This is a genomic window from Bradyrhizobium sp. CCBAU 21365 (assembly GCF_015291305.1).
Lineage (GTDB): Bacteria > Pseudomonadota > Alphaproteobacteria > Rhizobiales > Xanthobacteraceae > Bradyrhizobium > Bradyrhizobium elkanii.
In genome coordinates this window covers 385,856-409,242 of the sequence record NZ_CP030036.1, presented here as the reverse complement: position 1 = coordinate 409,242, position 23,387 = coordinate 385,856, and the positions used below count along the sequence as shown (strand labels likewise).

28 protein-coding genes are annotated in these 23,387 nt (G+C 64.3%); 16 read left to right on the top strand and 12 right to left on the bottom strand.

Translation table 11 applies throughout. From position 1 onward, the window contains the following. The first annotated feature begins 65 nt into the window (after window positions 1-65). Window positions 66-359, top strand: coding sequence for a DUF1330 domain-containing protein (locus XI02_RS01930; protein ID WP_016847630.1), 294 nt, complete (start codon window positions 66-68; stop codon window positions 357-359). A gap of 75 nt (window positions 360-434) precedes the next feature. Here the strand turns inward: XI02_RS01930 and XI02_RS01925 are convergent, their stop codons facing one another. From XI02_RS01925 to XI02_RS01910, 3 genes are all read right to left on the bottom strand, one after another. Continuing rightward, window positions 435-773 (bottom strand): hypothetical protein, encoded by a 339-nt coding sequence (locus XI02_RS01925; RefSeq protein ID WP_194483499.1) that lies wholly within the window; start codon window positions 771-773, stop codon window positions 435-437. 127 nt (window positions 774-900) lie between these two features. Next, window positions 901-1,134: a hypothetical protein gene (locus XI02_RS01920; protein ID WP_016847632.1), complete on the bottom strand. Its 234-nt coding sequence runs from the start codon at window positions 1,132-1,134 to the stop codon at window positions 901-903. 561 nt (window positions 1,135-1,695) lie between these two features. Then, on the bottom strand, window positions 1,696-2,022 hold the full coding sequence (locus XI02_RS01910; protein WP_172646120.1) for a hypothetical protein: 327 nt from the start codon (window positions 2,020-2,022) through the stop codon (window positions 1,696-1,698). A gap of 115 nt (window positions 2,023-2,137) precedes the next feature. Here XI02_RS01910 and XI02_RS01905 point away from each other — a divergent pair, with 115 nt between their 5' ends. The 5 genes from XI02_RS01905 to XI02_RS01885 all read left to right on the top strand — a co-directional run bounded on the left by XI02_RS01905 (window position 2,138) and on the right by XI02_RS01885 (window position 5,112). Beyond that, window positions 2,138-2,536, top strand: a complete 399-nt coding sequence (locus XI02_RS01905; RefSeq protein WP_016847635.1) for a metallopeptidase family protein — start codon at window positions 2,138-2,140, stop codon at window positions 2,534-2,536. 189 nt (window positions 2,537-2,725) lie between these two features. Next, window positions 2,726-3,328, top strand: a complete 603-nt coding sequence (leuD, locus tag XI02_RS01900) for a 3-isopropylmalate dehydratase small subunit (protein WP_016847636.1) — start codon at window positions 2,726-2,728, stop codon at window positions 3,326-3,328. Between the two features lie 93 nt (window positions 3,329-3,421). Further along, a complete protein-coding gene (locus XI02_RS01895; RefSeq protein WP_016847637.1) occupies window positions 3,422-4,231 on the top strand; it encodes a hypothetical protein in 810 nt (269 codons plus the stop codon). Between the two features lie 76 nt (window positions 4,232-4,307). Next, window positions 4,308-4,721, top strand: coding sequence for a DUF6455 family protein (locus XI02_RS01890; protein ID WP_069277258.1), 414 nt, complete (start codon window positions 4,308-4,310; stop codon window positions 4,719-4,721). Between the two features lie 28 nt (window positions 4,722-4,749). Then, window positions 4,750-5,112, top strand: a complete 363-nt coding sequence (locus XI02_RS01885) for a cytochrome c (RefSeq protein WP_069277257.1) — start codon at window positions 4,750-4,752, stop codon at window positions 5,110-5,112. A gap of 96 nt (window positions 5,113-5,208) precedes the next feature. On the opposite strand, the gene XI02_RS01880 is transcribed toward XI02_RS01885, so the two are convergent. Then, the gene (locus XI02_RS01880) at window positions 5,209-6,087 is read right to left on the bottom strand and encodes a CoA ester lyase (protein WP_172646121.1); all 879 of its coding nucleotides are present in this window, start codon (window positions 6,085-6,087) and stop codon (window positions 5,209-5,211) included. Between the two features lie 142 nt (window positions 6,088-6,229). Between XI02_RS01880 and XI02_RS01875 the strand changes: the two genes are divergently transcribed. Continuing rightward, window positions 6,230-6,886 (top strand): carbonic anhydrase, encoded by a 657-nt coding sequence (locus tag XI02_RS01875; protein WP_016847641.1) that lies wholly within the window; start codon window positions 6,230-6,232, stop codon window positions 6,884-6,886. 5 nt (window positions 6,887-6,891) lie between these two features. Here the strand turns inward: XI02_RS01875 and XI02_RS01870 are convergent, their stop codons facing one another. Both XI02_RS01870 and XI02_RS01865 read right to left on the bottom strand, forming a co-directional pair. After that, entirely contained in the window at window positions 6,892-7,452 is a 561-nt protein-coding gene (locus XI02_RS01870) for a TIGR00645 family protein (RefSeq protein ID WP_016847642.1), read from the bottom strand. Window positions 7,453-7,477: 25 nt separating this feature from the next. Then, window positions 7,478-8,512: an aspartate-semialdehyde dehydrogenase gene (locus XI02_RS01865; protein WP_016847643.1), complete on the bottom strand. Its 1,035-nt coding sequence runs from the start codon at window positions 8,510-8,512 to the stop codon at window positions 7,478-7,480. 117 nt (window positions 8,513-8,629) lie between these two features. Here XI02_RS01865 and XI02_RS01860 point away from each other — a divergent pair, with 117 nt between their 5' ends. Continuing rightward, on the top strand, window positions 8,630-9,424 hold the full coding sequence (locus tag XI02_RS01860) for a hypothetical protein (RefSeq protein WP_172648973.1): 795 nt from the start codon (window positions 8,630-8,632) through the stop codon (window positions 9,422-9,424). Window positions 9,425-9,600: 176 nt separating this feature from the next. After that, window positions 9,601-10,005: a hypothetical protein gene (locus XI02_RS01855; protein ID WP_028337879.1), complete on the top strand. Its 405-nt coding sequence runs from the start codon at window positions 9,601-9,603 to the stop codon at window positions 10,003-10,005. Between the two features lie 159 nt (window positions 10,006-10,164). Here the strand turns inward: XI02_RS01855 and leuB are convergent, their stop codons facing one another. Continuing rightward, window positions 10,165-11,277, bottom strand: a complete 1,113-nt coding sequence (gene leuB, locus XI02_RS01850; protein ID WP_172646122.1) for a 3-isopropylmalate dehydrogenase — start codon at window positions 11,275-11,277, stop codon at window positions 10,165-10,167. A 274-nt stretch (window positions 11,278-11,551) separates the two neighbouring features. Here leuB and XI02_RS01845 point away from each other — a divergent pair, with 274 nt between their 5' ends. Together XI02_RS01845 and XI02_RS01840 are read left to right on the top strand one after the other, a co-directional pair. Next, on the top strand, window positions 11,552-12,415 hold the full coding sequence (locus tag XI02_RS01845) for an EamA family transporter (RefSeq protein WP_018269384.1): 864 nt from the start codon (window positions 11,552-11,554) through the stop codon (window positions 12,413-12,415). 81 nt (window positions 12,416-12,496) lie between these two features. Then, complete coding sequence (locus XI02_RS01840) at window positions 12,497-13,705, top strand: YbfB/YjiJ family MFS transporter (RefSeq protein WP_172646123.1); 1,209 nt, start codon at window positions 12,497-12,499, stop codon at window positions 13,703-13,705. Window positions 13,706-13,800: 95 nt separating this feature from the next. Here the strand turns inward: XI02_RS01840 and XI02_RS01835 are convergent, their stop codons facing one another. The 3 genes from XI02_RS01835 to XI02_RS01825 form a co-directional block, all read right to left on the bottom strand. Then, the gene (locus XI02_RS01835) at window positions 13,801-14,586 is read right to left on the bottom strand and encodes a molybdopterin-binding protein (RefSeq protein WP_172646124.1); all 786 of its coding nucleotides are present in this window, start codon (window positions 14,584-14,586) and stop codon (window positions 13,801-13,803) included. A gap of 74 nt (window positions 14,587-14,660) precedes the next feature. Next, window positions 14,661-15,293, bottom strand: a complete 633-nt coding sequence (locus tag XI02_RS01830; RefSeq protein ID WP_172646125.1) for a cytochrome b/b6 domain-containing protein — start codon at window positions 15,291-15,293, stop codon at window positions 14,661-14,663. Window positions 15,294-15,474: 181 nt separating this feature from the next. After that, on the bottom strand, window positions 15,475-16,029 hold the full coding sequence (locus tag XI02_RS01825; RefSeq protein ID WP_172646126.1) for a fasciclin domain-containing protein: 555 nt from the start codon (window positions 16,027-16,029) through the stop codon (window positions 15,475-15,477). Between the two features lie 326 nt (window positions 16,030-16,355). Between XI02_RS01825 and XI02_RS01820 the strand changes: the two genes are divergently transcribed. Beyond that, entirely contained in the window at window positions 16,356-17,756 is a 1,401-nt protein-coding gene (locus XI02_RS01820; protein WP_172646127.1) for an MFS transporter, read from the top strand. A gap of 171 nt (window positions 17,757-17,927) precedes the next feature. Here the strand turns inward: XI02_RS01820 and XI02_RS01815 are convergent, their stop codons facing one another. Next, window positions 17,928-18,689 carry an SDR family oxidoreductase gene (locus XI02_RS01815; RefSeq protein WP_026192091.1) on the bottom strand — a complete coding sequence of 254 codons (762 nt, stop codon included), beginning with the start codon at window positions 18,687-18,689 and terminating at the stop codon, window positions 17,928-17,930. A gap of 86 nt (window positions 18,690-18,775) precedes the next feature. Between XI02_RS01815 and XI02_RS01810 the strand changes: the two genes are divergently transcribed. After that, complete coding sequence (locus XI02_RS01810; protein WP_194483360.1) at window positions 18,776-20,305, top strand: malonyl-CoA synthase; 1,530 nt, start codon at window positions 18,776-18,778, stop codon at window positions 20,303-20,305. Between the two features lie 26 nt (window positions 20,306-20,331). Then, window positions 20,332-20,856, top strand: a complete 525-nt coding sequence (locus XI02_RS01805) for a DUF3658 domain-containing protein (protein WP_018269382.1) — start codon at window positions 20,332-20,334, stop codon at window positions 20,854-20,856. On the opposite strand, the gene XI02_RS01800 is transcribed toward XI02_RS01805, so the two are convergent. Continuing rightward, window positions 20,834-21,694, bottom strand: a complete 861-nt coding sequence (locus XI02_RS01800) for a sulfite exporter TauE/SafE family protein (RefSeq protein ID WP_026192090.1) — start codon at window positions 21,692-21,694, stop codon at window positions 20,834-20,836. The two genes, XI02_RS01805 and XI02_RS01800, sit on opposite strands and share 23 nt — an antisense overlap. Before the next feature lie 144 nt (window positions 21,695-21,838). Here XI02_RS01800 and XI02_RS01795 point away from each other — a divergent pair, with 144 nt between their 5' ends. Then, window positions 21,839-22,759 (top strand): LysR family transcriptional regulator, encoded by a 921-nt coding sequence (locus XI02_RS01795; protein ID WP_172646129.1) that lies wholly within the window; start codon window positions 21,839-21,841, stop codon window positions 22,757-22,759. 229 nt (window positions 22,760-22,988) lie between these two features. Then, a complete protein-coding gene (sdhC, locus tag XI02_RS01790; protein ID WP_026192089.1) occupies window positions 22,989-23,387 on the top strand; it encodes a succinate dehydrogenase, cytochrome b556 subunit in 399 nt (132 codons plus the stop codon).

The window sequence follows — 23,387 nt, the reverse complement described above, 5'->3', positions numbered from 1 at the left end:
AAACCGCTGAGTGAATGCGCCATGAACGCGCAAAACGCAGCGACGAAACGTCCGGAGGAACGCCAGTGACTGTCTATGTGATCGTGCAACTCAAGATGACCGATCGCGCCGCCTATGATCGGTATCAGGCGCGCTTCTTCGACGTGTTCAGGAAGTTCAACGGACGCCTGCTGTCGGCCGACGAGCAGCCCGCGGTGCTCGAGGGCAGCTGGGATCGCGACAAGCTGGTACTGATGTCGTTCCCTGACGAAGCCGCATTCCGTGCCTGGTCGGAATCGCCCGAATATGTCGAGATCTCGAGGGATCGCAAGGCGGGCGCGCAGGGCATTGTGCTGCTGGCGAAGGGCTTCGCGCCCTGAGGCGAGCGGAGCAGCTCCGATCGGAGCCGCTCTCTCGTTGCAGCGCTGATGTCGCGCCCAGCGCGACTGCGCGCATCACCAGAACGGGCCGAACCCGAAGCCGAAGGTGAATGGCGCCGGCGCGGCATATGGGTACGGCCGATAGTAAGAGGGCCGCCCGTAATAATAGGAGCCGTACGGCCGATAATAGGAATAGGGCCGGTAGTACGGCCGGTAATAGGGACGGTAGCCGTGGTGATAGTGGCGACGATGGTAATGGTGATGATGGCGCTGCGCGCTGATATCAGTTGCCTTGCCTGCTTGCCGCTGCGGTGCCGCGGCCTGCGGCTTGGCCGATGCCGCGGCGGTTGCCGATGCCGGCGCCGTCAACGCGAATGCACACGCGACAGCCGCAACACCGATCCATCTCATCATGATCAACTCCTGCAGATTGCGATTGATATCATCTCGCGTGGGCGAATCTGCCGGTTTGATGGCTGAGAACGACAACAGGCCCGCTGCTCACGGGCCTGTGTCTCATCTGCGCTGATACGCCGCGCGATCAACGGCGCCAGTGGCGACGATGCCCCCAGCCGCGGTGATGTCCGCGATGCCAGCCACGATGCCAGCCGCGTCCGCCCCAGCGTACCTGCGTGGTCGTCTGGTTCGCGTTGTCCTGAACCGTTGCGGCTGTGCCCGGCGTAGCGAGCGACATAGCGCTTGCACGCTCGGCCGGCGCCGCCAACACCAACACGGCACCGACGGCCGCCAGTCCCAGAACCTTCATCGCCTTCATGAATTGTCTCCTTGATCCCTTTAAGTCACGTCTTGCAACGAACGATCAGATCTTGCTTTGACGCGTTTTCTTCACGCGAGCCGACGTCCATCCCGCATCACGTGCGGGACAGGCTCCGCTGGAAAACGCTTGAGCTTTCGAATCGACCCCCGTTGCCGCGACGCAGATCGCAAGCAGAATGCGGACGACGTGAATGGGAAGTGAATAACTGCGCCACGATCATGAATGCTGCGAGCGCGCTTCAGGTTCCGACACGGCCGCAGGATTTTTGGTGTCGATGCGTAAATCCGGCATAGACTATGGTCGCATGTTGTGAGGTGCTTCTCGCAGGACATCGCCAATGGCACAGCAAGGCCCGCGCAAATGATTGGCACTCGGCACGGCAGCGCTCGGCGGTTCCATCATTTCAATTGATGTCGCGCTCGCCTCGCGAGGACCGGGCGGCGCCATGGGCACTGCAAGCCATCTCACGCAATTGCTGATGGCGGTCGCGGTCTATGGATCGATGGGATTGATCGCGGCTGTTGCAATGATCGGCGCGACGCGCCGACATACGCGCAACTAGCCCGGCCGCCAGAAGCAGTTCATGCGCGGCGTGATCACGGTACCGCTCGGCCGATGCTCCTGCACATAGGTCGCAGTGCAGTCGCGCACGGCGTTCGGACCGGGATTGTAGCGCGGGATGACATCGGGTTCCCAATGATCGGGCCGGGACCGGTAGATCGGCACGCGCTTCAGCCGGCGGCGCTCGACGACGCGCTCGCGCACGACCGGTGCCGCCTCGCCGACGCGCGCCTCAGCTGCCGCGCTCTGAGCCTGCGCTCCCGTCGCCGGGAGCGAGAGCCCGACTGCTACAGCCAACAACGCTGCCGCCACGATCCGTTTCATTACGCCCACCCAAGCTCGATTCTTGAGCCCCATTCGTGGGCGGCACGGTCTCCCATTGCGCCGCCAAGGTCAACTGCGCTGGCGTCGCCGATAGCACTCGCGCTAAAGGAGTGTCATGTGGACCACAGAAAAAGCCCCCTCGCTCGCCGAGATGGAGGCCATGGCGCACGAGGTCTTCGAGCGCCTGCCCAAGACGTTCCGGGCCCTCTGCGAGGGGCTGATCATCCGCGTCGACGATTTCCCGACCGATGAGGTGCTCGACGAGATGCAGGCCGAGAGCGAGTTCGACTTGCTCGGCCTGTTTCAGGGCATCGGCCTGCCGCAGCAGAGCCATAGCGACGTGGCCCGGCTGCCCAACCTGGTCTGGCTGTACCGCCGACCGATCCTGGACTACTGGGCCGAGCACGACGAGACCCTCGGCCACATCGTCCGCCACGTGCTGATCCACGAGATCGGGCACCATTTCGGCCTCTCCGACGCCGATATGGAGGCGATTGAGGCCGATGCGGGCTAAAGCGTTCTCGAGCGAAGTGGGACCAGTTCGCGTGAAGAAAACGCGTCAAAACAAGAAGCTGGAGCCTCGTTCCGATTTCATCGGTACGGAAAAGGGCTCCAGCCCTGCAGAAATGGCCCTTTTACCGCTGTCACATTCGCGATAAACATCCAGCCGATATCCGCTATTTTTTGCCCGGGAAGAGCACCGATGGACAAGTTCACCACGCTGGAAGGCGTCGCGGCGCCGCTGAAGATCATCAATGTCGACACCGACATGATCATTCCGAAGCAGTACCTCAAGACCATCAAGCGCACCGGCCTTGGCAAGGGGCTTTTCTCCGAGCAGCGCTACAAGGATGACGGCAGCGAGAACCCCGATTTCGTCCTCAACCAGCCCGCCTATCGCAACGCGAAGGTGCTGGTCGCCGGCGACAATTTCGGCTGCGGCTCGAGCCGCGAGCACGCGCCCTGGGCGCTGCTCGATTTCGGCATCCGCTGCGTGATCTCGACCTCGTTCGGCGACATCTTCTACAACAACTGCTTCAAGAACGGCATCCTGCCGATCCGCGTGTCGCAGGAGGACCTCGACAAGCTGTTCGACGACGCCGAGCGCGGCGCCAACGCGACACTGACCATCGACCTCCCCAACCAGGAGATCCGCGGTCCCGACGGCGGCAAGGTCAAGTTCGAGATCGATCCGTTCCGCAAGCACTGCCTGATCAACGGCCTCGACGACATCGGCCTGACGATGGAGAAGAAGGCGTCGATCGACAGCTACGAGACCAAGCTCAAGGAACGCGCCTGGGCTTGAGGCTCAGCGCATCATCGTGCCCCGGTGCCGTCAGGCGCCGGGGCTTTTCTTTGCCAAATTCGCTCGCCGCAAACCCGCTGATAGCTGACGCGCATGCTGCCTGACATCGTCACCTTCTGGCACGGCTCGATGGATGCGCTACGCCAGACCTGCCTGCGCTCGCAGGTGGCGGCGGGGCACAAGGTCACCGTCTACAGCTTCGATCCGATACCCGGCCTGCCCGAGGGTGTCGGCAATGCCGAGGCCGAAGCCGTGCTGCCGCATTCGTTCGCGGAGAAGCTGCGCCCGGCGGAGCCCGACGGCTCGTGGCGCGACTGGACCATGCTGCAGTTCAGCGACTTCTTCCGCATGCGGCTGATGGCGCAGCGCGCCGGCCTCTGGCTCGACGCCGACGTGCTGCTGCTGAAGGGCGTCGAGCTCGATCCGGCAAAGCCCTATTTTGCCTGGGAGCGGCCGCGGCAGCTCGGCAACTCCGTGCTGTATCTGCCGCAAAATGATCCCATCGTGCGCGCGTTCGAAGCGCTGATGCAGCAGGACGAGCTGATTCCGGACTGGCTGGCGCTGCGCCATCGCCTGACCTTTGCGATGCGCCGGCTGCGCGGCAAATCCAATCGCCTCGCCGACATCCGTGTCGCGATCTACGGCCCGGCGGCACTGACCGCGCTGGCGCGCCGCGCCGACGAATTGCAGCACGCGCTGCCGAAGCGATCATTCTACGCCGTGCATGCCGAGCCGAGGCTATTCTTCGAGCCGTCGGATTTTTCGCGCTACCTGAATGATCCCGGGATCATCGGCCTGCACATCTCGCCGAAGGGACGCGGCAAGGCGGCACCGATCCCAGGCAGCCTCTACGCGTGGGCGGCGCAGCGCTTCGGCCAACGGAACACCTTGAGCAAGCCTTAGCCAATTTGATCTGCCGCAAGGTCAGGCCGCGCAGAAGGCCTCATATGGGACAGCCATTCTATCTTGGAGGCACCCCATGACCACAGAAGCTCGGACGTATCCTGCCGTCGAGTATCTGATCGACGTGTTCGGCAGCTGGCTGAAGCATCGGCGGGAGCTTCGTGAACTGCGCGAACTCGACGATGCAAGTCTCAACCAGATTGCAGGCGACCTGCGGGTCAGCCGCGACGACCTCGCGGCGCTGGTGCGCCAGGGACCACACAGCGCCGACGAGTTGCCCAAGCTGCTCGAGGCGCTCGGGATCGATGAAGAGAAGCTGGCGCGCACCGAACCCTTGGTGCTGCGCGACATGGAGCGGGTCTGCAGCCTGTGCGGCCATAAGCGGCAGTGCGAGCACGATCTCGCCACCGGGACGTCCAGTACACGCTATCATCAATACTGCCTGAACGCTGCGACGATCGACGCGCTGGGCGAGGCCGGACGCCGCTAACCGCAGCTCAGAGTTCGAAGGTGCATCGATGCTGAATCGGTACGTCGTCTGGCGTCGTGCATTGCTGGTCGTCCTGATCGTGGCGGCCGCACTTTTCCTGTTGCGTCTGCATCAGGCCAACGGTGCGGAACAGCCCGCGGAGAGCGTCGCTGCCGGACATCGGCTGGCTGAAGCTTGGTGCATGGAATGCCATGCCATCGGCCCCATCATCACGGGTGTGAAGAAAGTGCCGCCGGACTTCGCCGCCGTTGCCGACCGCCCCTCGACCACCACGCTCTCGTTGAAGGTCTTCCTGAAGACCAGTCATCCGACGATGCCGAACATCATCATCGGGCCGAGTGAGGCCGATGACCTCGCAAATTACATTATGAGCCTGAAGCGAGACTACTAGCGGGATCAGTCTCGGTTCTGATTCAATCAGAACCCAAACTCTAGATGCCAGCTTTGGGCGTTCTCTTCCCGCGAACTGCTTCTGGATCGGTGATTATCACTGCCGCATCGCGGCGATCGCGTCCGCGATCGCGATTGTGCGCTTCGCCATCTCGGCGTGCAGGCGCTCGACCATGCGGCCGTCGAGCTGGATCGCGCCGCGCGAGGCGTTCTCCGGCTTCTCGAAGGCGGCTATGATCTTGCGCGCCTCGGCGACCTCAGCTTCGGGCGGCGTGAAGATCGCGTTGCAGGCATCGATGTGGCTCGGATGGATCAGCGTCTTGCCGTCGAAGCCGAGATCGCGGCCCTGCGCGCATTCCTCGGCGAAGCCGTCGACATTGCTGATGTCGCCGTAGGGCCCGTCGAGGATCTCGAGCCCGTGCGCGCGGGTCGCCAGGATGCAATGCGTGATCATCGGGATCATCGCCGCGCGGCCCGGCTTCATCCGGATCCGGGTTTCGCGCGCAATGTCGTTCGGCCCGAACACGAAGCCGGCGAGCCGGGTTTCGGAATCCTTCGAGGCCGCGGCCAGCTTGTCGGCGTCGAGCACCGCGCGCGCGGTCTCGATCATCGCCCAGACCCGGATCGAGGCAGGTGCATTGATGTCGCTGAGGCGATCGGCGACGGCGTTGAGATCGTCGACGGTCGAAATCTTGGGAACCAGGATCCCGTCCGGCTGCGCCTTGCCGGCCATGCCGATGTCGTCGACCCACCAGGGCGTGTCGAGCGCGTTGATGCGGATCAGGACCTCGCGCTTGCCAAAGCCCTTGGCCGCGACCGCCTTGGCGATCTGCTCCCGGGCTGCGGCCTTCGCGTCGGGAGCCACGGAATCCTCCAGGTCGAGGATGATGCCGTCCGCCGGCAGCGTCCGGGCCTTTTCCAGCGCCCGTGCATTCGATCCCGGCATGAACAACAGGCTGCGGCGCGGACGGGTCATCGACATTCTCCTGGGGGCTTGGGCTCCGCCAGTGTCCATTGTTTGGGCATCGGGCGGAACCATTCTTCAACGCTGCCGTATCATCTCAGGCCACACGCCGAAAGTCTTGTTCCCGTTACCCGCATGTGGTTAGCCAGAGGCCATGAAATTCTTTCCGAAGCAGTTGATCGACGGCTACCGGACGTTCGCGACCCAGCGGCTGCCGACCGAACAGTCGCGCTATCGCGACCTGTCGGAGCGCGGCCAGTTTCCCGAGACCATGGTGATCGGCTGCTGCGATTCCCGCGTCTCGCCGGAGGTGATCTTCGACGCCGGCCCCGGCGAATTGTTCGTGGTCCGCAACATCGCGAACCTGGTTCCGGTCTATCAGCCCGACAGCAACGCCCATGGCGTCTCGGCCGCGCTGGAATACGCCGTGACCGTTTTGAAGGTGAAGAATATCGTGGTGCTGGGCCACGCGCAGTGCGGCGGCATCCGCGCCTTCGTCGACAAGATCAAGCCACTCACCCCCGGCGACTTCATCGGCAAATGGATGCAGATGTTCATCAAGCCCGGCGAAGTCGTCGAGCAACGCGAGCATGAGACGATGCAGGACTTCGTCGTCCGCATCGAGAAGGCCGCGGTGTTCCGCTCGCTGGAGAACCTGATGACCTTCCCGTTCGTGCGCGAGCGCGTGGAGAGCGGCGAGATGCAGCTGCACGGCGCCTATTTCGGCGTCGCCGAAGGCTCGCTGTTCGTGCTCGACCGGGTCGCGAAGGAATTCATCAGCGTCCGCGACCAGCTGCAATCAGGCGGATAGCGTCTCTACTCCCCGCCGTGATGGCCGCTACCCCAGCGGTCGGAGATCGCGAGCATGAAGGCCGAGACCACGAACACCAGGTGCACGCCGACCAGCCAGGCGAGCTTGCTGGGATCGAAGACGGTATCGATGTTCATGAACGCCTTCAGCACCTGAATGGCCGAGATCGCGACGATCGACGCCAGCAGTTTTTGCTTCAGGCCGCCGAAATCGACCTTGGTCATCCAGTCCGGCCAATCCGGGTGCCCTTCCGGATCGATCTTCGAGACGAAGTTCTCGTAACCGGAAAACACCACGATCAGGATCAGATTGCCGGTCAGCGAGATGTCGATCAGGGCGAGCACGCCGAGGATGATGTCGGATTCCTTGGCATCCGGCACATGCAGGATGAAGTGCCACAGCTCCATGCAGAACTTGAGCAGCAGTGCCGCGAGGCTGATGACGAGGCCGAAATAGAACGGCGCCATCAGCCAGCGGCTGTTGAAGAGCAGGCTTTCGAAGCTTCTTTCGACGCGCTTCAGCGTCGGATTGGGCCGGTAGGTCGCCGGTTCTTCCGCTTCCGCCATGGCACGCGCTTCCCGATTTCCGCTGCTAGGCCGCCTTCCGCTTCGCGGTGATCAGCTTGCGGTTGATCAGGACCTCGGCGATCTGCACGGCATTGAGCGCCGCGCCCTTGCGCAGATTGTCCGACACGCACCAGAACGACAGGCCGTTCTCCACCGTCGCGTCCTCGCGGATGCGGCTGATATAGGTGGCGTCCTCGCCGGCGGCCTCATAGGGCGTGACGTAACCGCCCGGCTCGTGCTTGTCGATCACGAGGCAGCCCGGCGCATTGCGCAGGATGTTGCGCGCCTCGTCCGGCGTGATCGGATTGGCGAACTCGACGTTGACGGCTTCGGAGTGACCGACGAAGACCGGCACGCGCACGCAGGTCGCGGCGAGCTTGATCTTCGGATCGAGGATCTTCTTGGTCTCCGCCATCATCTTCCACTCTTCCTTCGTGTAGCCGTCTTCCATGAAGACGTCGATCTGAGGAATGACGTTGAAGGCGATGCGCTTCGGAAACTTCTTATTGACCAGCTCGTCATTGGTGTAGACGGCCTTGGTCTGCGAGAACAATTCGTCCATCGCGTCCTTGCCGGCGCCCGACACCGATTGATAGGTCGAGACCACGACGCGCGTGATCGTCGCCTTGTCGTGCAGCGGCTTCAGCGCGACCACGAGCTGCGCGGTCGAGCAGTTCGGGTTGGCGATGATGTTCTTCTTGGTGAAGCCGGCGGTCGCGTCCGCGTTCACCTCGGGCACGATCAGCGGCACGTCGGGGTCCATGCGCCAGGCCGAGGAGTTGTCGATCACGACCGCGCCGGCGGCGCCGATCTTGGGCGACCATTCCTTGGAGACCGAACCGCCGGCCGACATCAGGCAGATGTCGATGTCGGAGAAGTCATAGTGCTCGAGCGCCTTCACCTTCAGCGTGCGGTCGCCATAGGAGACCTCGATGCCGACGCTGCGGCGCGAGGCCAGCACGACGACCTCGTCGGCGGGGAATTTGCGCTCGTCGAGAATGTTGAGCATTTCGCGCCCGACATTGCCGGTCGCTCCGACCACCGCGACTTTGTAACCCATCGTTCACTCTCCGACGAAAAATGCCCGTTCCCCCGCCAGCTGCGGAAAGGGAAGAGGCAGCGCTTCTATGCGAGAAAGCCCGTCAAGACAACGTTGCGCAAGCTTTTGAGCGTTTTGATGCGTTTATTTCGGGCTGATCCGGCCGCGCCCCATCATACGAGAAATCCGTCAGGACTGACGAGCTTCGTCGACGAGGTGTACGCCACGCTCTCCCGGCTGTTCGCCTATGTCGCCATGCTCGCGCTGTTCGTCGTCCTCGGCAACTATCTATGGAAGCAGCTGCCCGACGCAACGGCGATGGCGGCCCCTGCCGCCGCGAGTTGGAGCCCAGCCGGCCGCACGGCGCCGGCGTTTGCCGTGAGCCGGCTCGATCTGCGAGATAAAACAGAGGCTTACGAGATTTTCCGGCACCCCGAGGGCGGCCGCAAGGACGTCTTCCGCTGGGCCGACGCCGACGGTGCACCGGTCGCTGAGCTGGAAATCTACCGCCCCGGCGGCGAGGCCATGGGGCCTGCGGTCACCGAGACTGCCGGGCGGCTCGACCCGAACGGCGTCCGCGGGCTCGAGGCGGCCGGCATCGTCGACAGCAAGTTCGGCAGCGTCACCCTGCTGCGCCCGGCACGGCAGGACGGCGACCGCGCCTGCCTCGGCTTCCTCAAGCAGGCCGACGCGCCTGACCTTCGAATCTCCGGCTGGACCTGCCAGGGCACCAGCCTGCCGGCCCGGCGCGCCGCGATCGTCTGCATGCTGAACCGCCTGACCCTGCTGGCCGCGGGCAACGATCCGCGGCTCGCCGCCCTGTTCGCACATGCCGAGCTCAAGCGCACCGACTGCGTTACCTCCGGCGCGCCCGCCTTGTCGGCCGACTGGGTCATGGGCAGCGAGAACCCGGGCCTGCGCGGCGCGCTTTGATGGCGAGACCGTGGCAAGGCACTGGTTTTCATGAAACTTTTGCGCTTGGACACGCATTATCTCGGCCGGTGTGGCGCAATTGACCTAGTGACGGCCTCCCCACCATGGCTACAATGTGTTCCGAGTGATTTTGGCGGACGCGCCAGCCCCGATGGGGCCGTAATGACGAGGATGCGATGACCTTGAAATTCCCTGCCGCGAACAAGCTCGTGGTGTTGCTTGCCGCGGCTGCCGTCACCGCAACCGCGTTCGGCATGACCGCGGCCAGCGCGCAGAGCCCGGCCAAGCGCAAGCAGCAGGAGCAGTATGACCGCGACGGCCGCCGCTATTACGGCGCGCAGGGTCCGAACCGGGTCTATCAGCAGGGTCCGCGCACCCGCGTTTACGTCACCACGCGCTCGTGGCTCGACGCCGGCACCGAAGTGCTGCCGGGCGATCGCAAGTTCAACGACTACGCGTATCCGCCGGAGATCGGCTACCCCACGTTCGCACGCGAGAACAACAACCGCCCGATCGATCGCCAGCCGCTCAGCCCGCCGGCCGATCTCGGCGGCTATCCGCGGAATTTCCCGCTGTACTGAGACGTCTCACTCGGCGTCGTCCCGGCGAAGGCCGGGACCCATACGCCGCGGCCTCTCGATCTGAAATGATTGTTCGCCGATCTTCGTAACCATCGGCGTCGGTGGTTGTGGGTCCCGGCTTTCGCCGGGACGACATCGTGTTTGTGTCAGCCGCGCGCCCTACGCGTGCAGCTTCTGCAATTCCTTCAGGATCGCCTCGCCCATCTGGCTCGTGCTGGCCGGCGTGGCGCCTTCCGACTTGATGTCGGCGGTGCGCAGGCCGCTGGCGAGCACGGCCGCGATCGCGGCATCGACCTTGTCGGCGAGCTCGCCCATGTCGAAGGAATAGCGCAGCGCCATGCCGAACGACGAGATCATCGCGATCGGGTTGGCGAGGCCTCGGCCTGCGATATCGGGCGCCGAGCCGTGCACCGGCTCGAACAGCGAGCGCCGCTTCTTCGTCTTCGAGTCGACCTCGCCGAGCGAGGCCGACGGCAGCATGCCGAGCGAGCCGGTCAGCATCGCCGCGATGTCGGACAGCATGTCGCCGAACAGATTGTCTGTCACGATGACGTCGAACTGCTTCGGCGCCTTGACGAGGTTCATGCCGCCGGAATCGGCGAGCTGGTGCTCGAGCGTGACGTCCTTGTATTCACGCGCATGGACCTGGGTCATGACCTCGTTCCAGAGCACGCCCGACTTCATGACGTTGCGCTTCTCCATCGACGTCACCTTGTTGCGGCGCTTGCGCGCCAGGTCGAAGGCGACGCGGCCGATGCGCTCGATCTCGTAGGTGTCGTAGACCTGGGTGTCGACCGCGCGCTTCTGGCCGTTGCCGAGATCGGTGATGGTCTTCGGTTCGCCGAAATAGACGCCGCCGGTGAGCTCGCGGACGATCATGATGTCGAGACCCTCGACCACGTCGCGCTTCAGGCTCGAGGCCTCGGCGAGCGCCGGGTAGCACACCGCCGGGCGCAGATTGGCGAACAGGCCGAGATCCTTGCGCAGCCGCAGCAGGCCCGCCTCGGGACGGACCTCATAGGGCACGCTGTCCCATTTCGGACCGCCGACCGCGCCGAAGATCACGGCATCCGCCGCCGTCGCCTTGGCCATGTCGCCCTCGGAGATCGACACCTTGTGGGCGTCATAGGCGGAGCCGCCGACCAGGCCCTGCTCGGTCTCGAACTTCGCGATGCCCTGCGCATTCAGCCAGTCAATCATGCGTTGTACCTCGGCCATCACTTCGGGGCCGATGCCGTCGCCGGGGAGAAGCAGCAGTTTATGGGTCGCCATGATGTTACCTCGAGCTAATCGTTGTTGTCGTTGCCGGGCAAGAGCGCGAAGCGCGTCCTCGCACAGATGACCCGGCAATCCATCCCGCTTCGAAAGGCCTCTCTGAAGATGGATGGATGCCCGGGTCGAGCCCGGGCATGACGAGCGGGGAAATCCGGCCGGAGTGCTAAAACGCCGGAGCCGGATTGGCAAGGCACCCCGGATCGGCCCAGAATGGCCCCAACGAGCAACCCGCGCCCCAAGAAGCTAACAAGAAGCCAACAAGACGGACCTCATGACCGCAGCCATCGTCTACGCCTTCGCCTCGGCGATTTTCCTCGGCGCCGGGGTGGTGCTGGCGCAGCTCGGCCTGCGCACCGTCGAGCCGCTGTCGGGCGCCGCGATCAGCGTGCCATCTTTCACCCTGCTGTTCCTGGTGCTGTCGCCGCTGATCCTGCACGGCGAGCCGGTGGTCTGGGGCGCCCTGCCGATCTTCATGGCGATCGGGCTGTTCTTCCCGGCCTCGCTGACGCTCCTGACCTTTGCGTCGAACCGGGCGCTGGGACCGGTCATCACCTCGACCTTGGGCAATCTGGCGCCACTGTTTGCGGTCACCGCCGCCGTGGTGCTGCTGCACGAGCCCTTGCTGCCGCAGCAGCTCATCGGGCTCGTCGTCGCGGTCGCGGGCGCCGCCATCATCACCGTGACGAGGCCGCGCGATCTCGGCCATTGGCGCAGCTGGGCCCTGCTGCTGCCGCTCGCCAGTGCCCTGGTGCGCGGCATCGTGCCGCCGATCGCCAAGCTCGGCCTTGCGATCTGGCCAAGCCCGCTATGGGCCTGCCTGGTCGGCTATGTCATGTCCTCGCTGGTGGTGCTGACCGTGCAACGGGTCCGCAAGGGCAGCTTCATGGTGCAGGCGCCGCGCGAGGGCCGATTCTGGTTCGCGCTGACCGGGATCAGCAACGGGCTCAGCGCGCTCAGCCTGTTCGCCGCGGTCCGCAACGGCCCGATCACGCTGGTGGCGCCGCTCGCCGCGATCTATCCGCTGGTCACCGTGGTGATGAGCGCGATGATGCTCAAGCATGTCGAGATCACCGCGCGGATCGTCGGCGGCACCCTGCTGACCGTGATCGGCGTCGCGCTGGTCCTGATTGCCTGATACGCAAGACAGTGTTGCGGGCGTCGGCGCTGGGCAGCGTCGCCGCGGCCTGCCACAATGGCCCTATTGCCGGAGTGAATTGTGAGAGCCCCCGCCCCGTCCTACCCGCATCCCGCGCGGCTGATCCTGATTCTGTCGCTTGCACCGACGGTCGGCCTCGGAATCGGCCGCTTTGCCTATTCGCTGGTGCTGCCCGACATGCGCGAGCAGCTGGCCTGGTCGTATTCGGCCGCCGGCTTCATGAACACGATCAATGCCGCCGGCTATCTGGCCGGCGCGCTGCTCGCCTCGCGCCTGATCGAACGCTTCGGACTTGCCGCATCGGTGCGCTGGTCGACGCTGGCCTGCGCGCTGTCGCTGGCGCTTTGCGCCCTCTCGGGCAATTTCGTGGTGCTGAGTTTTGCCCGCCTGCTGGTGGGCTTCGCCGCCGCGATCGGCTTCGTCGGCGGCGGTGCGCTCGCGGCGACCATCGCGCAATCGCGACCGGAACGCGCGAACTTCCTGCTCAGCCTGTTCTATGCCGGGCCGGGCGTCGGCATCCTCGCATCGGGCCTGATCGCGCCCTTCGTGCTGCAGGGTTTTGGCGCCGGCTCGTGGTGGATCGTGTGGTGGGCGATGACGCTGCTTTCCGCGATCATGACCGTGCCGCTGATGCTGGCGCCGCTCCAAGCCAACGCCGCCGCCGGCGGCATCGTGCGGACCCAATTCGCTGTGATGCCGGTCCTGATCTACCTCGCCGCCTATTTCCTGTTCGGTGCCGGCTACATCGCCTACATGACCTTCATGATCGCCTATGTCCGCGACGGCGGCGGCGGCGCGGCTGCACAGAGCGCGTTCTGGAGCCTGATCGGCGTCAGCGCATTCGTGACGCCCTGGGTCTGGGGGCGGGTGCTGGCGCTCGACCGCGGCGGGCTCGCCACCACCATCATCCTCGGCGTCAACGCGCTCGGCGCGGCTCTACCGATCTTCGGGCATTCGCCGCTGCTGCTTGCGATCTCGGCGCTGGTGTTCGGCGTCGCCTTCTTCGCCGTGGTCGGCTCGACCACCGCCTTCGTGCGCTTCAACTACCCGCCACAATCCTGGCCGACCGCGATCGCGGCGATGACCATCGCCTTCGGCATCGGCCAGACGCTCGGACCGATCGTGGTCGGCGCCATCACCGATGCGGTCGGCAGCCTGTCATTCGCGTTGAACGTCTCGGCTGCGATGCTCGCGCTCGGCGCGCTACTGTCGGCGTTTCAGAGGAAAGTCCCGTCCCAGCGTCGTCCCGGCGAAGGCCGGGACCCATAGCCACAGCTGGTTGTGATGGAAGGAAGCGTCTCCCCTTGTGCCTATTCCCGCGGCCACGGGGTATCGGTCCCGGCTCTCGCCGGGACGACAGCGAGTTAGCTCCCGCTGAACGAATTGTAGCCCTGGTCTTCCCAGTAGCCGCCCTTGTAGTAGTTGGTGACTTCCATCGAGAGCACGTATTTCGGGTTCTTGAAGCCGAGCTTGGTCGGGACCCGGATCTTCATCGGAAAGCCGTAGGCGCGCGGCAGGATCTTGTCGGCAAACTTGAACGTCATCTGGGTCTGCGGATGCAGCGCCGAGCGCATGTCGAGCGGCGAGTTGTAGCCGTCCTTGTCGGCGCACTGGAACCAGACATATTTGGCGCGGGTGTCGGCGCCGACCAGCTTGAGGAAATCGCGCAAGGGCGTACCGGTCCAGCTGCCGATCGCGCTCCAGCCCTCGACGCAGATGTGGCGCGTCACCTGCTTGACCTGCGGCAGCTTGTACAATTCGTCGAGCGTCCACGACTTCTTGTGGTCGACCAGCCCGCGCACTTCGAGCTTCCAGTCGGCGCCTGCGATCTCAGGTGCGTCGTCGAGATCGTAATAGGCGTTGAACGGGAACGGCTTGGTGATCATGCTCTCGGGAAAGGTCGGCGCCAGCGCATCCGGATTGAACATCCAGGCCTGCACCGCGTCGTTGAACTTCGAGACCTGCTTCAGCATTTCTTCGGCCGACGACGAATCGACCACGTCGCAGCCGGTGAGCAGCGTCAGCGCGCCGAGGCTGGTCCCCGCCGTGATGAAGCGGCGGCGCGTCAGCTCCGGCATCGTCTTCACCGCATCGCGCACGAGCAGCTTCTTGTCGACACCGGGGATCAGGAGCTTGCGGAGACGACCCATGACTATCTCCCTCAAATATCTTTCTTGGGCATGATCAATTCCGAAAACCGGTTTCCACTTTTCGGGATCATGCCCTAGCGTCCAATGATCATGGCGCGCAGGCTCTTCGGCACCAGCAGCGCGAGCGCGACATGGATCACCAGGAAGGCGACGATCAGCGCCATGCAGGTGAAGTGAACATAACGGGCGAAATCGTAGCCGCCGAACAGCGACACCAGCCAATGCAACTGCACCGGCTTCCACATCGACAGGCCGGACAGCACGATGACGACGCCGACGATGATGATGCCGGCATAGAGCAGTTTCTGCACCGAATTGTATTTGCTGAGGTCGTCGTGCGACAGCTTGAAGGTCAGCGCCGCCTTGGTGTCGGCAATCACGCCGCCGGGGGTGATCGGCAGCAGCTTCTTGCGGAAGCGGCCGGTGGCAAATCCCAGCGCCAGATAGACCAGGCCGTTGACCATCAACAGCCACATCGCGGCGAAGTGCCAGAGCAGCGCACCCCCGAGCCAGCCGCCGAGCGTGATGCTCCGCGAGAAGGTGAAGCCAAACAGCGGCGAGGCGTTGTAGATCTGCCAGCCGGACATGATCATCAGGATCATCGCGAAGGCGTTGATCCAATGCACGATGCGCACCCAGACCGGCTGGATCGCCTTCGCGGGCGCCGCGGTCTCTACCTGGTGGTCGCTGACGGCAAGGCTCGTCATGGGATATCTCTGCTCGTGGTCGTTACCGGGTTATACGCCCGGAACCGGCGTTCCGTTACGGGGTCGCGCACCATCAGTTCGATATACGCCACCTGATATGGTCACAAAAATGCGAGCCGGAGCGAGGCGCCGGCTCGCGATGTCGCGGGTCCCTTGAGGGACTAAATCAGGCCGCCAGGTGTCACGTCGCCGGCATCAGCACGGTGTCGACCACATGGATGACGCCGTTCGACTGGTTGACGTTGGAGATCGTCACCATCGAGCTGCCGCCCTTGGCATCGACGATCCAGACCTTCCCGTCCTGCTTTTTCACGGTCAGTTCCTCACCCTCGGCGGTCTTCAGCTTCTTGCCGTCGGTGAGGTCGGAGGCCTCGAGCTTGCCCGGCACCACATGGTAGGTGAGGATCTTGGTCAGCGTCGCCTTGTTCTCGGGCTTGACCAGGGTATCGACGGTTCCGGCCGGCAGCTTGCCGAACGCGGCATTGGTCGGCGCGAACACCGTGAACGGGCCCTTGCCTTCCAGCGTGCTGACCAGGCCCGCGGCCTTCACCGCGGCGACAAGCGTGGTGTGATCCTTCGAATTGACGGCGTTCTGCACGATGTTCTTCGACGGGAACATCGCGGCGCCGCCGACCATCACGGTCTTTTCCTCGGCGCGGACCGGCGCCACGACGGTGGCCGTGATTGCAAGTGCGCTGAAGGCGGCGGCGGCGAGATAGGCAATACGCTTCGACATGGTTTCATCTCCCGATGAGTAGGCCGACCGGCGAGGCTTCGCCGGCGTTGAAGGGGCAACAACGGCGCGTGCTGATTGATGAGTGCGTCGTCGTTGGCCGAGCTACGGCAGGTTTTCCGGACGGTTTCCGGAAATAATTCTTTGTGATTGTTGAAACCGGCCGGCGCGCGCTGCGTACACGGGACGCCGCGTGCAGCCCGCCAGGCATTCCACTCAGCGGAATGGACGCGTGCGCTGCCGCGAGCAATTTGCTTGCCGCCACTAGCCGATTGGTTCAGCTTGAGGTTGCGGCACGGCTTCGCAGAAAGCGGCCGCGGGGAGGCATCATGAGCAGCATCACGGCTGACGGCCACGCCGCACCTGCGGTGAACGATGCAAGCATCGACATCGGTCCGCTCGAGCAGAAACACCTGCAATACGCCAACTACCGCGCGGTTGCGGACACAACCGAGATCACGAAAACGCATTGGCACATCGCCACCGCCAACGCGCTCGGCTGGGGCTTCGACGGCATGGACGGCGTGATCTTCGCGCTGATCTCGCCAATGGTGATCAAGGAATTTTCGCTGAGCCTGCCGGAGTACCGCTCCGGCATGCAGATCGCGCTGTTCGTTGGCATCGCCGGGCTGTATTTCTGGCCATGGCTCGCCGACCGCTATGGTCGCCGCACGTTGCTCGCCGTCAATATCGCGCTGTTCTCGCTTCTGATGCCGGTCGCGGCGATGTCGCCGACCTTCGCGGTGTTCGTGATCGCGCGCTCGCTGTTGTTCTTCGCGCTCAACGGCGAATGGTCGCTCGGCTCGATGCTGGTCGCGGAAACCTGGCCGGCCCGGCTGCGCGGCCGCGTCATCAGCATTACCCGCTCGGCCTGGTGCCTCGGCGCCACGCTCGCTGGCGCGATCACGGGCCTCGTCGCCGCCAATTTCGGCTGGCGCATTGCGGTCATGGTGCCGGGCGTGATCGCGCTGCTCGCGATCTATATCCGCTCCACCTGCCCGGAATCGCCCTATTGGGTGCGCGCGCAGGACCGCAAGCGACGCATCTCGGAGACGCTGGCGCGCGGCGGCACGGTCAGCGCCGAGGACAGCGCCTGGTTCGGCAAGGCCAAGTCGGTCGGCATCCGCCAGGTGTTCATGCCCGACGTGCTGCCCGCCACGCTTGTCGCGCTGTTCGTCGCCTGCGCCTCGACCTGCATCTACGGCACGGTCGGCGCCTGGATGCCGCTGTATCTGTCGACCGAGAAGCACTGGTCGACCGCCGAGTACAGCCTGTTCTACGTGTTCTACGGGCTCTGCGGCTTCCTCGGACTGTGCGTGGTGGGCTGGCTGATCGACAAGATCGGCCGCCGCCGCACCTTCATCATCACCCTGATCGAGGGCGCGATCTTCATGACGCTCTGGGTCTATTCCGAGGACCGCGTGCTGCTATGGGCGTTCGGGCTCGCCTGGTGTCTCGGCTTCCTCGGCTTCTGGGGGCCGAGCACGACGCTGACCGCAGAGATCTTCCCGACCCGGATCCGCGGCGCCGCCAACGGCGTGGTCTGGGCGATCGCCTATTTCGTCGGCTTCGTGCTGTTTCCCTTCGTCTCGATCGCGCTCCAGCAGCACACCGGCTCGTTCGCGCTGTCGTTCCTGTGCATCCCCGTGCTGATGATCGCGATGGCGATCGGCGTGTTCCTGTTCGTGCCGGAGCATACCGGCAAGGAATTGAACGAGATCATCGAGTGACGTAGACCGCAGAACCATCCACGCCGTCGTCCCGGCCAAGCGAAGCGCGAGCCGGACCCATAACCACGCATGGCCGTTATCAGGCGTCGCTGGAGCCACAGCGCGCCCAACAACTCGACCCTGTGGTTATGGGTCCGGCTTTCGCCGGGACGACTCGTTGTGAGAGCTACTCTAATCCCTGTTCGCCGGCGTCTGGATGAAACCGCGGTTGTGGGTCGGGCTGATCAGGATCTCGTTCATGCAGACCCGCGCCGGCATGCTCGCGACGAAGGCGATGGTGCGGCCGCAATCCTCCGGCTGCAGCATCTTGGCCTGCTCGGCTTCGCTCGGCACCACCGGCCGCTGCTTCAGGATCGGGGTGGCGACCTCGCCCGGCGACAGGCAGCAGGCGCGCAGGCCGTTGACGCATTCGTCCATGTTGAAGGAATGGGTCAGCGCCAGCACCGCGTGCTTGGTCGTGGTGTAGGCCGGGCCCGGCATCTTCGAGACGTGGCGGCCGGCCCAGGAGGCGACGTTGATGATGCAGCCGTCCTTCTGCTTGCGCATCGTCGGCAGCACCGCGCGCATGCAGTAGAGCACGCCGTTGAGGTTGATCTCGACCAGCTTGTCCCAGCCTTCCAGTTCCATGTCGGCCCAGCTGCGCTTCGGCACGTTGATGCCGGCGCTGTTGACCAAAAGGTCGATGCGGCCGTGCTTGCCGACGATCGTCTCGGCGGCCTTGTTGACATCGGTCTTGTTGCTGACATCGAGCGGGATCGCCTCGGCCTTGCCGCCCTTTTTGGTGATGTTGGCCACCACGCGGTCGAGCTCTTCCTTGCGGCGGCCGGAGACCACCACCGTCCAGCCGTCCGCGGCCAGGAACTCGGCCCCGGATTCGCCGATTCCAGTGCCGCCGCCGGTGACCCAAGCCACGCGTTTCCCATTATTTGTCATGCAAACTGTCTCCGTTGCTTTCTGAAGGGCGTTTTTGCTAATCCAGCCGAAGTCTTCCGGCCCTTCGCCCCTCGGGGAATCTTTGCATGAACACGACCACCAACGCCAATCTGTTTTCCCGCCTGTTCGACGGCCTCGACGACCCCGGCCGGCTCGCGATCGAGCAGCTCGACGGCAGCCGCATCTCCTATGGCGATCTGATCGCGCGCGCAGGCCAGATGGCGAACGTGCTGGTTGAGCGCGGCGTCAAGCCGGGCGACCGCGTCGCGGCGCAGACCGAGAAGTCGGTTTCGGCCCTGGTGCTGTATCTCGCCACCGTGCGCGCCGGCGGCGTCTACCTGCCGCTCAACACCGCCTATACGCTGAACGAGCTCGAATACTTCGTCACCGATGCCGAGCCGGCGCTGGTGGTCTGCGATCCTTCCAAGCAGGACGGCATCAAGGCGATCGCCGCCAAGGTGGGCGCCAAGGTCGAGACGCTCGATGCCAGCGGCAAGGGTTCGCTGACCGAGGCCGCCGACAAGGCGGCGAAGGAATTCGCCACGGTGCCGCGCGGCAACAACGATCTCGCCGCGATCCTCTATACGTCGGGCACCACCGGCCGCTCCAAGGGCGCAATGCTATCGCACGACAATCTGGCGTCGAACTCGTACTCGCTGGTCGACTACTGGCGCTTCACCGACAAGGACGTGCTGATCCACGCGCTGCCGATCTATCACACCCACGGCCTGTTCGTGGCCAGCAACGTGACGCTGTTCGCGCGCGCCTCGATGATCTTCCTGCCGAAGTTCGATCCGGACGTGATCATCAAGCTGATGGCCCGCGCCACCGTGATGATGGGCGTGCCGACCTTCTATACCCGCCTGCTGCAGAATCCCGGCCTGAACAAGGACGCTACCAGGCAAATGCGGCTGTTCATCTCGGGCTCGGCGCCGCTGCTCGCCGACACCCACCGCGAATGGTCAGCACGCACTGGGCATGCCGTGCTCGAGCGCTACGGCATGACCGAGACCAACATGAACACGAGCAACCCCTATGACGGCGACCGCGTGCCCGGCGCGGTCGGCTTCGCGCTGCCCGGCGTCTCGGTGCGGGTCACCGATCCCGAGAGCGGCAAGGAGCTTCCGCGGGAGACCATCGGCATGATCGAGGTCAAGGGCCCGAACGTGTTCCAGGGCTACTGGCGGATGCCGGAGAAGACCAAGGCCGAATTCCGCGGCGACGGCTTCTTCATCACCGGCGATCTCGGCAAGATCGACGACAAGGGCTATGTCCACATCCTCGGGCGCGGCAAGGATCTCGTGATCTCCGGCGGCTTCAACGTCTATCCGAAGGAGATCGAGAGCGAGATCGACGCGATGCCCGGCGTGATCGAGTCAGCCGTGATCGGCGTGCCGCATGCCGATTTCGGCGAAGGCGTCACCGCCGTCCTGGTGTGCAGCAAGGGCGCCGATGTCAGCGAGGCGTCAGTGCTGAAGGCGCTCGACGGACGGCTGGCGAAGTTCAAGATGCCCAAGCGCGTCTTCGTCGTCGAAGAATTGCCACGCAACGCGATGGGCAAGGTGCAAAAGAATATTTTGCGCGATACGTATAAGAATATCTACGCGAAGGGATGAAGCCGCAAGAACGTCGTGAGGGGTAGATGGAGCGGGAGCAGGCTATCCAGATTAACGATCAACTCGTCATCGCGCACGAGGCGATGAAGAAGGCTCGAATCGCGATTGCGGAGCTCGGAAAGCAGGAGCGGCTTGAATTGGATGGCCCGCTTTATGACCTCCTACTCGAGCTAGAATGGCAGGTGATGCTACCGCTCTACGAACAGTTTCGCGACCTGATGAAGCTGGAGCTTCACGAAGAACTGCCTCCCCCGACCTCCGAACTGAAGTGGAGTGACGTGCGTCTCCCCCGTGGCGCTACGGAAGCTGCGCTCGACGACGTCATCATGTCGGCCCTGACATCGCGATGGCAAAAGGTCGCGATGATTATAGGGGTCGCGATGGCAGACTGCGAGAAACTGAAATTGCCAATAGCTCCTGAAATGATCGGAGCACGCTTGCGATTCCTGTCCCACGCCGATCGGATCGAGGGCGTCGGAGACCTCCGACGGTGGGGTCACAGCGAAGTACGGCTTAAGGACGAGCCGATCAGTGCCCTCCGGCGAGGCTGATCACAAATCGTCCGCCGACGATGAAGAGATAGGCCCCGAACGCCACCTCCAGCGCCCGCTTCGACAGCGCGTGCGCGACCTTGACGCCGAGCGGCGCCGTGACGAGCGTGGTCGGCATCACCAAGAGCGCGCCGATCAGCGAGACGTAGCCGAGCGCGAACGGCAGTTGCAGCGCGGTGACGTCGGGAAAGCGCCCGGCGGCGGGCCAGCCGGCATAGACGTAGCCCAGCGCACCGGGGATCGAGATCAGCACCGCGAGCGCCGACGAGGTCGCGACCGCCTGATGGATCGGCCGGCCGTAGAATGTCATCAAGAGGTTGGCGAACAGGCCGCCGCCGATGCCCATCAATGTCGACAGCAGGCCGACGAAGAAGCCGTAGACGCGCATCAAAAAGCCCTTCGGCACGTCGTCGCCGAACTTCCAGGTCTCGCGCGCCAGCAGCAGGCGCGCGGCTGCCGACCACGCCACCAGCACGAATACGATCTTGAACAGCCGCTCCGGCGCGAACCGCGCGGTGACGCTGCCGGCGGCGACGCCAATCACGATCGGCAGCCACCAGCGCTTCAGGATCGCCATGTCGACTGCGCCGCGGCGATAATGCGCACGGAACGAGCTCAGCGATGTCGGGATGATGATCGCGAGCGATGTGCCGATGCACAGCGGCATTCGCACCTCGAGCGGCACGCCGGCGAGGCGAAAGCATTCGTAGAACACCGGTACCAGGATCGCGCCGCCGCCGATCCCGAACAGCCCGGCGAGAAAGCCGGACAGCGCGCCGACCGCGATCAGCAGCAGCGCAAGCTCGAGCAGTTCCTTGGGATCGAGGCCGGCCATCATGTCCTTCGCAGTATCGATGTAGGGCCACATCAGGTTCTCCGGCGCCGTCCTATGACTGTTCGCGGTGAGCAATAGCCCCTTTTGGGATTCGGGAGTATCTATGCTCTTGAGCAGGCTCTCTTGCGGAATACGGAAGGATCGGGCTTGGACCAGCTTGCGGCGATGGCGGCCTTTGTCCGCGCGGTCGAGAGCGGCAGCCTGTCGGCGGCGGCGCGCGCGCTGCCGAGCTCGCTGACCTCGGTGAGCCGGCAGATCAGCGCGCTCGAGGAGCATTTCGGCAGCCGCCTGTTGCTGCGCACCACCCGCCAACTCGCGCTGACCGATGACGGGCGCATTCTCTACGAGCGCGCGAAATCGATCCTCGGCGAGGTCAGGGAGATCGAGGCGGCGCTGTCGCGCGACCCGCTTCAGCCGTCGGGGCGGATCCGCGTCAGCTCGCCGGGCCTGATCGGGCGGCTCGTGATCGCGCCGTTGCTGGTCGAGTTTCTGCGCCGCTATCCGGCGCTGTCCGTCGACCTTCTTCTGGTCGACCGCGCCGTCGACATGGTCGAGGAGGATATCCATCTGGCTATCCGCATCGGCCGCTTGCGCGACTCGCAACTGATCGCGCGGAAGCTCACCGATCTGCAGATGATCGTGTGCGCGTCGCCGGACTATATGGCCCGGCGCGGTACGCCGCGGACGCCGGACGATCTTGCCGGGCATGACTGCCTGGTGTTTTCCGATTCGCCCGGCAGCGCGGAGTGGCGTTTTGCCGACGGCAGCAAGACGGGTCGCAAAATCCGCATATCCGGTCGGCTCTGGATGAATAGCCTCGACGCGCTGGTCAACGCGGCGCGGGAGGGCGCCGGCATCGTCCGCGTGCCGTCCTGGCAGGTGCAGTTCGAACTCGCCGACGGTCGCCTGACGCGCCTGCTGATCGACCACGAGCCGGCACCGACGCCGCTGCATCTGATGCTTCAGCCGTCACGTCTCGCATCGCCTAAGATCAGGGCATTTGTCGATTATCTGGTGGAACAGTGGGGTAAAATCGATGCCTTGCGGACCCCGTTTGCGGGCGGCTGAGTGCACCAATCGATCCGCGAGTATCATAATTCATTACTTGGTTCGCTCGGCCTTGTATGTAGTATACCACACTGCGGATCAACCAGAATTCGGCAACTCTAACAATGAACTTCGGTTCGGCCGAAGGCTATTTGGCCGTTGCGCGGGGTGATCCTAGTCCGTAAATAGAACTCCTCTACCGCGTTCCCCGATGGGCCGGCCGCGGTCCCTCACAACATAAAGCCCGCCGATGACCGCCAGGATCGAACGACCGCTTTCACCCCATTTGCAGACCTACCGGTGGACGCTGACGATGGCGCTGTCCATCGTCCACCGCGCCACGGGTTTGGCGCTCTATTTCGGCACGCTGCTGCTGGCCTGGTGGCTGACCGCCGCCGCCTCGGGCCCCTCAGCTTACGCCAACGTCCAGGCCTTCACCGGCAGCGCGATCGGCAAGCTGATCGTGTTCGGCTACACATGGGCGCTGATGCACCATCTGTGCAGCGGCATCCGGCATTTCGTCTGGGATCTCGGCTATGGCTTCAAGGCCAATGAGCGCGAAGCCCTGACCTGGGGCGCGCTGGTCGCCGGCATCGCGCTGACCGTGCTGATCTGGATCATCGCTTACGCCGTGGGAGGTGGACGATGA

Coding starts and splice junctions, on each gene's coding strand:
- XI02_RS01925 (WP_194483499.1), bottom strand. CDS start 773: ATGATGAGATGGATCGGTGTTGCGGCTGTCGCGTGTGCATTCGCGTTG.
- XI02_RS01920 (WP_016847632.1), bottom strand. CDS start 1,134: ATGAAGGCGATGAAGGTTCTGGGACTGGCGGCCGTCGGTGCCGTGTTG.
- XI02_RS01910 (WP_172646120.1), bottom strand. CDS start 2,022: ATGAAACGGATCGTGGCGGCAGCGTTGTTGGCTGTAGCAGTCGGGCTC.
- XI02_RS01905 (WP_016847635.1), top strand. CDS start 2,138: ATGTGGACCACAGAAAAAGCCCCCTCGCTCGCCGAGATGGAGGCCATG.
- leuD (WP_016847636.1), top strand. CDS start 2,726: ATGGACAAGTTCACCACGCTGGAAGGCGTCGCGGCGCCGCTGAAGATC.
- XI02_RS01895 (WP_016847637.1), top strand. CDS start 3,422: ATGCTGCCTGACATCGTCACCTTCTGGCACGGCTCGATGGATGCGCTA.
- XI02_RS01890 (WP_069277258.1), top strand. CDS start 4,308: ATGACCACAGAAGCTCGGACGTATCCTGCCGTCGAGTATCTGATCGAC.
- XI02_RS01885 (WP_069277257.1), top strand. CDS start 4,750: ATGCTGAATCGGTACGTCGTCTGGCGTCGTGCATTGCTGGTCGTCCTG.
- XI02_RS01880 (WP_172646121.1), bottom strand. CDS start 6,087: ATGACCCGTCCGCGCCGCAGCCTGTTGTTCATGCCGGGATCGAATGCA.
- XI02_RS01875 (WP_016847641.1), top strand. CDS start 6,230: ATGAAATTCTTTCCGAAGCAGTTGATCGACGGCTACCGGACGTTCGCG.
- XI02_RS01870 (WP_016847642.1), bottom strand. CDS start 7,452: ATGGCGGAAGCGGAAGAACCGGCGACCTACCGGCCCAATCCGACGCTG.
- XI02_RS01865 (WP_016847643.1), bottom strand. CDS start 8,512: ATGGGTTACAAAGTCGCGGTGGTCGGAGCGACCGGCAATGTCGGGCGC.
- XI02_RS01860 (WP_172648973.1), top strand. CDS start 8,630: ATGCGTTTATTTCGGGCTGATCCGGCCGCGCCCCATCATACGAGAAAT.
- XI02_RS01855 (WP_028337879.1), top strand. CDS start 9,601: ATGACCTTGAAATTCCCTGCCGCGAACAAGCTCGTGGTGTTGCTTGCC.
- leuB (WP_172646122.1), bottom strand. CDS start 11,277: ATGGCGACCCATAAACTGCTGCTTCTCCCCGGCGACGGCATCGGCCCC.
- XI02_RS01845 (WP_018269384.1), top strand. CDS start 11,552: ATGACCGCAGCCATCGTCTACGCCTTCGCCTCGGCGATTTTCCTCGGC.
- XI02_RS01835 (WP_172646124.1), bottom strand. CDS start 14,586: ATGGGTCGTCTCCGCAAGCTCCTGATCCCCGGTGTCGACAAGAAGCTG.
- XI02_RS01830 (WP_172646125.1), bottom strand. CDS start 15,293: ATGACGAGCCTTGCCGTCAGCGACCACCAGGTAGAGACCGCGGCGCCC.
- XI02_RS01825 (WP_172646126.1), bottom strand. CDS start 16,029: ATGTCGAAGCGTATTGCCTATCTCGCCGCCGCCGCCTTCAGCGCACTT.
- XI02_RS01820 (WP_172646127.1), top strand. CDS start 16,356: ATGAGCAGCATCACGGCTGACGGCCACGCCGCACCTGCGGTGAACGAT.
- XI02_RS01815 (WP_026192091.1), bottom strand. CDS start 18,689: ATGACAAATAATGGGAAACGCGTGGCTTGGGTCACCGGCGGCGGCACT.
- XI02_RS01810 (WP_194483360.1), top strand. CDS start 18,776: ATGAACACGACCACCAACGCCAATCTGTTTTCCCGCCTGTTCGACGGC.
- XI02_RS01805 (WP_018269382.1), top strand. CDS start 20,332: ATGGAGCGGGAGCAGGCTATCCAGATTAACGATCAACTCGTCATCGCG.
- XI02_RS01800 (WP_026192090.1), bottom strand. CDS start 21,694: ATGATGGCCGGCCTCGATCCCAAGGAACTGCTCGAGCTTGCGCTGCTG.
- sdhC (WP_026192089.1), top strand. CDS start 22,989: ATGACCGCCAGGATCGAACGACCGCTTTCACCCCATTTGCAGACCTAC.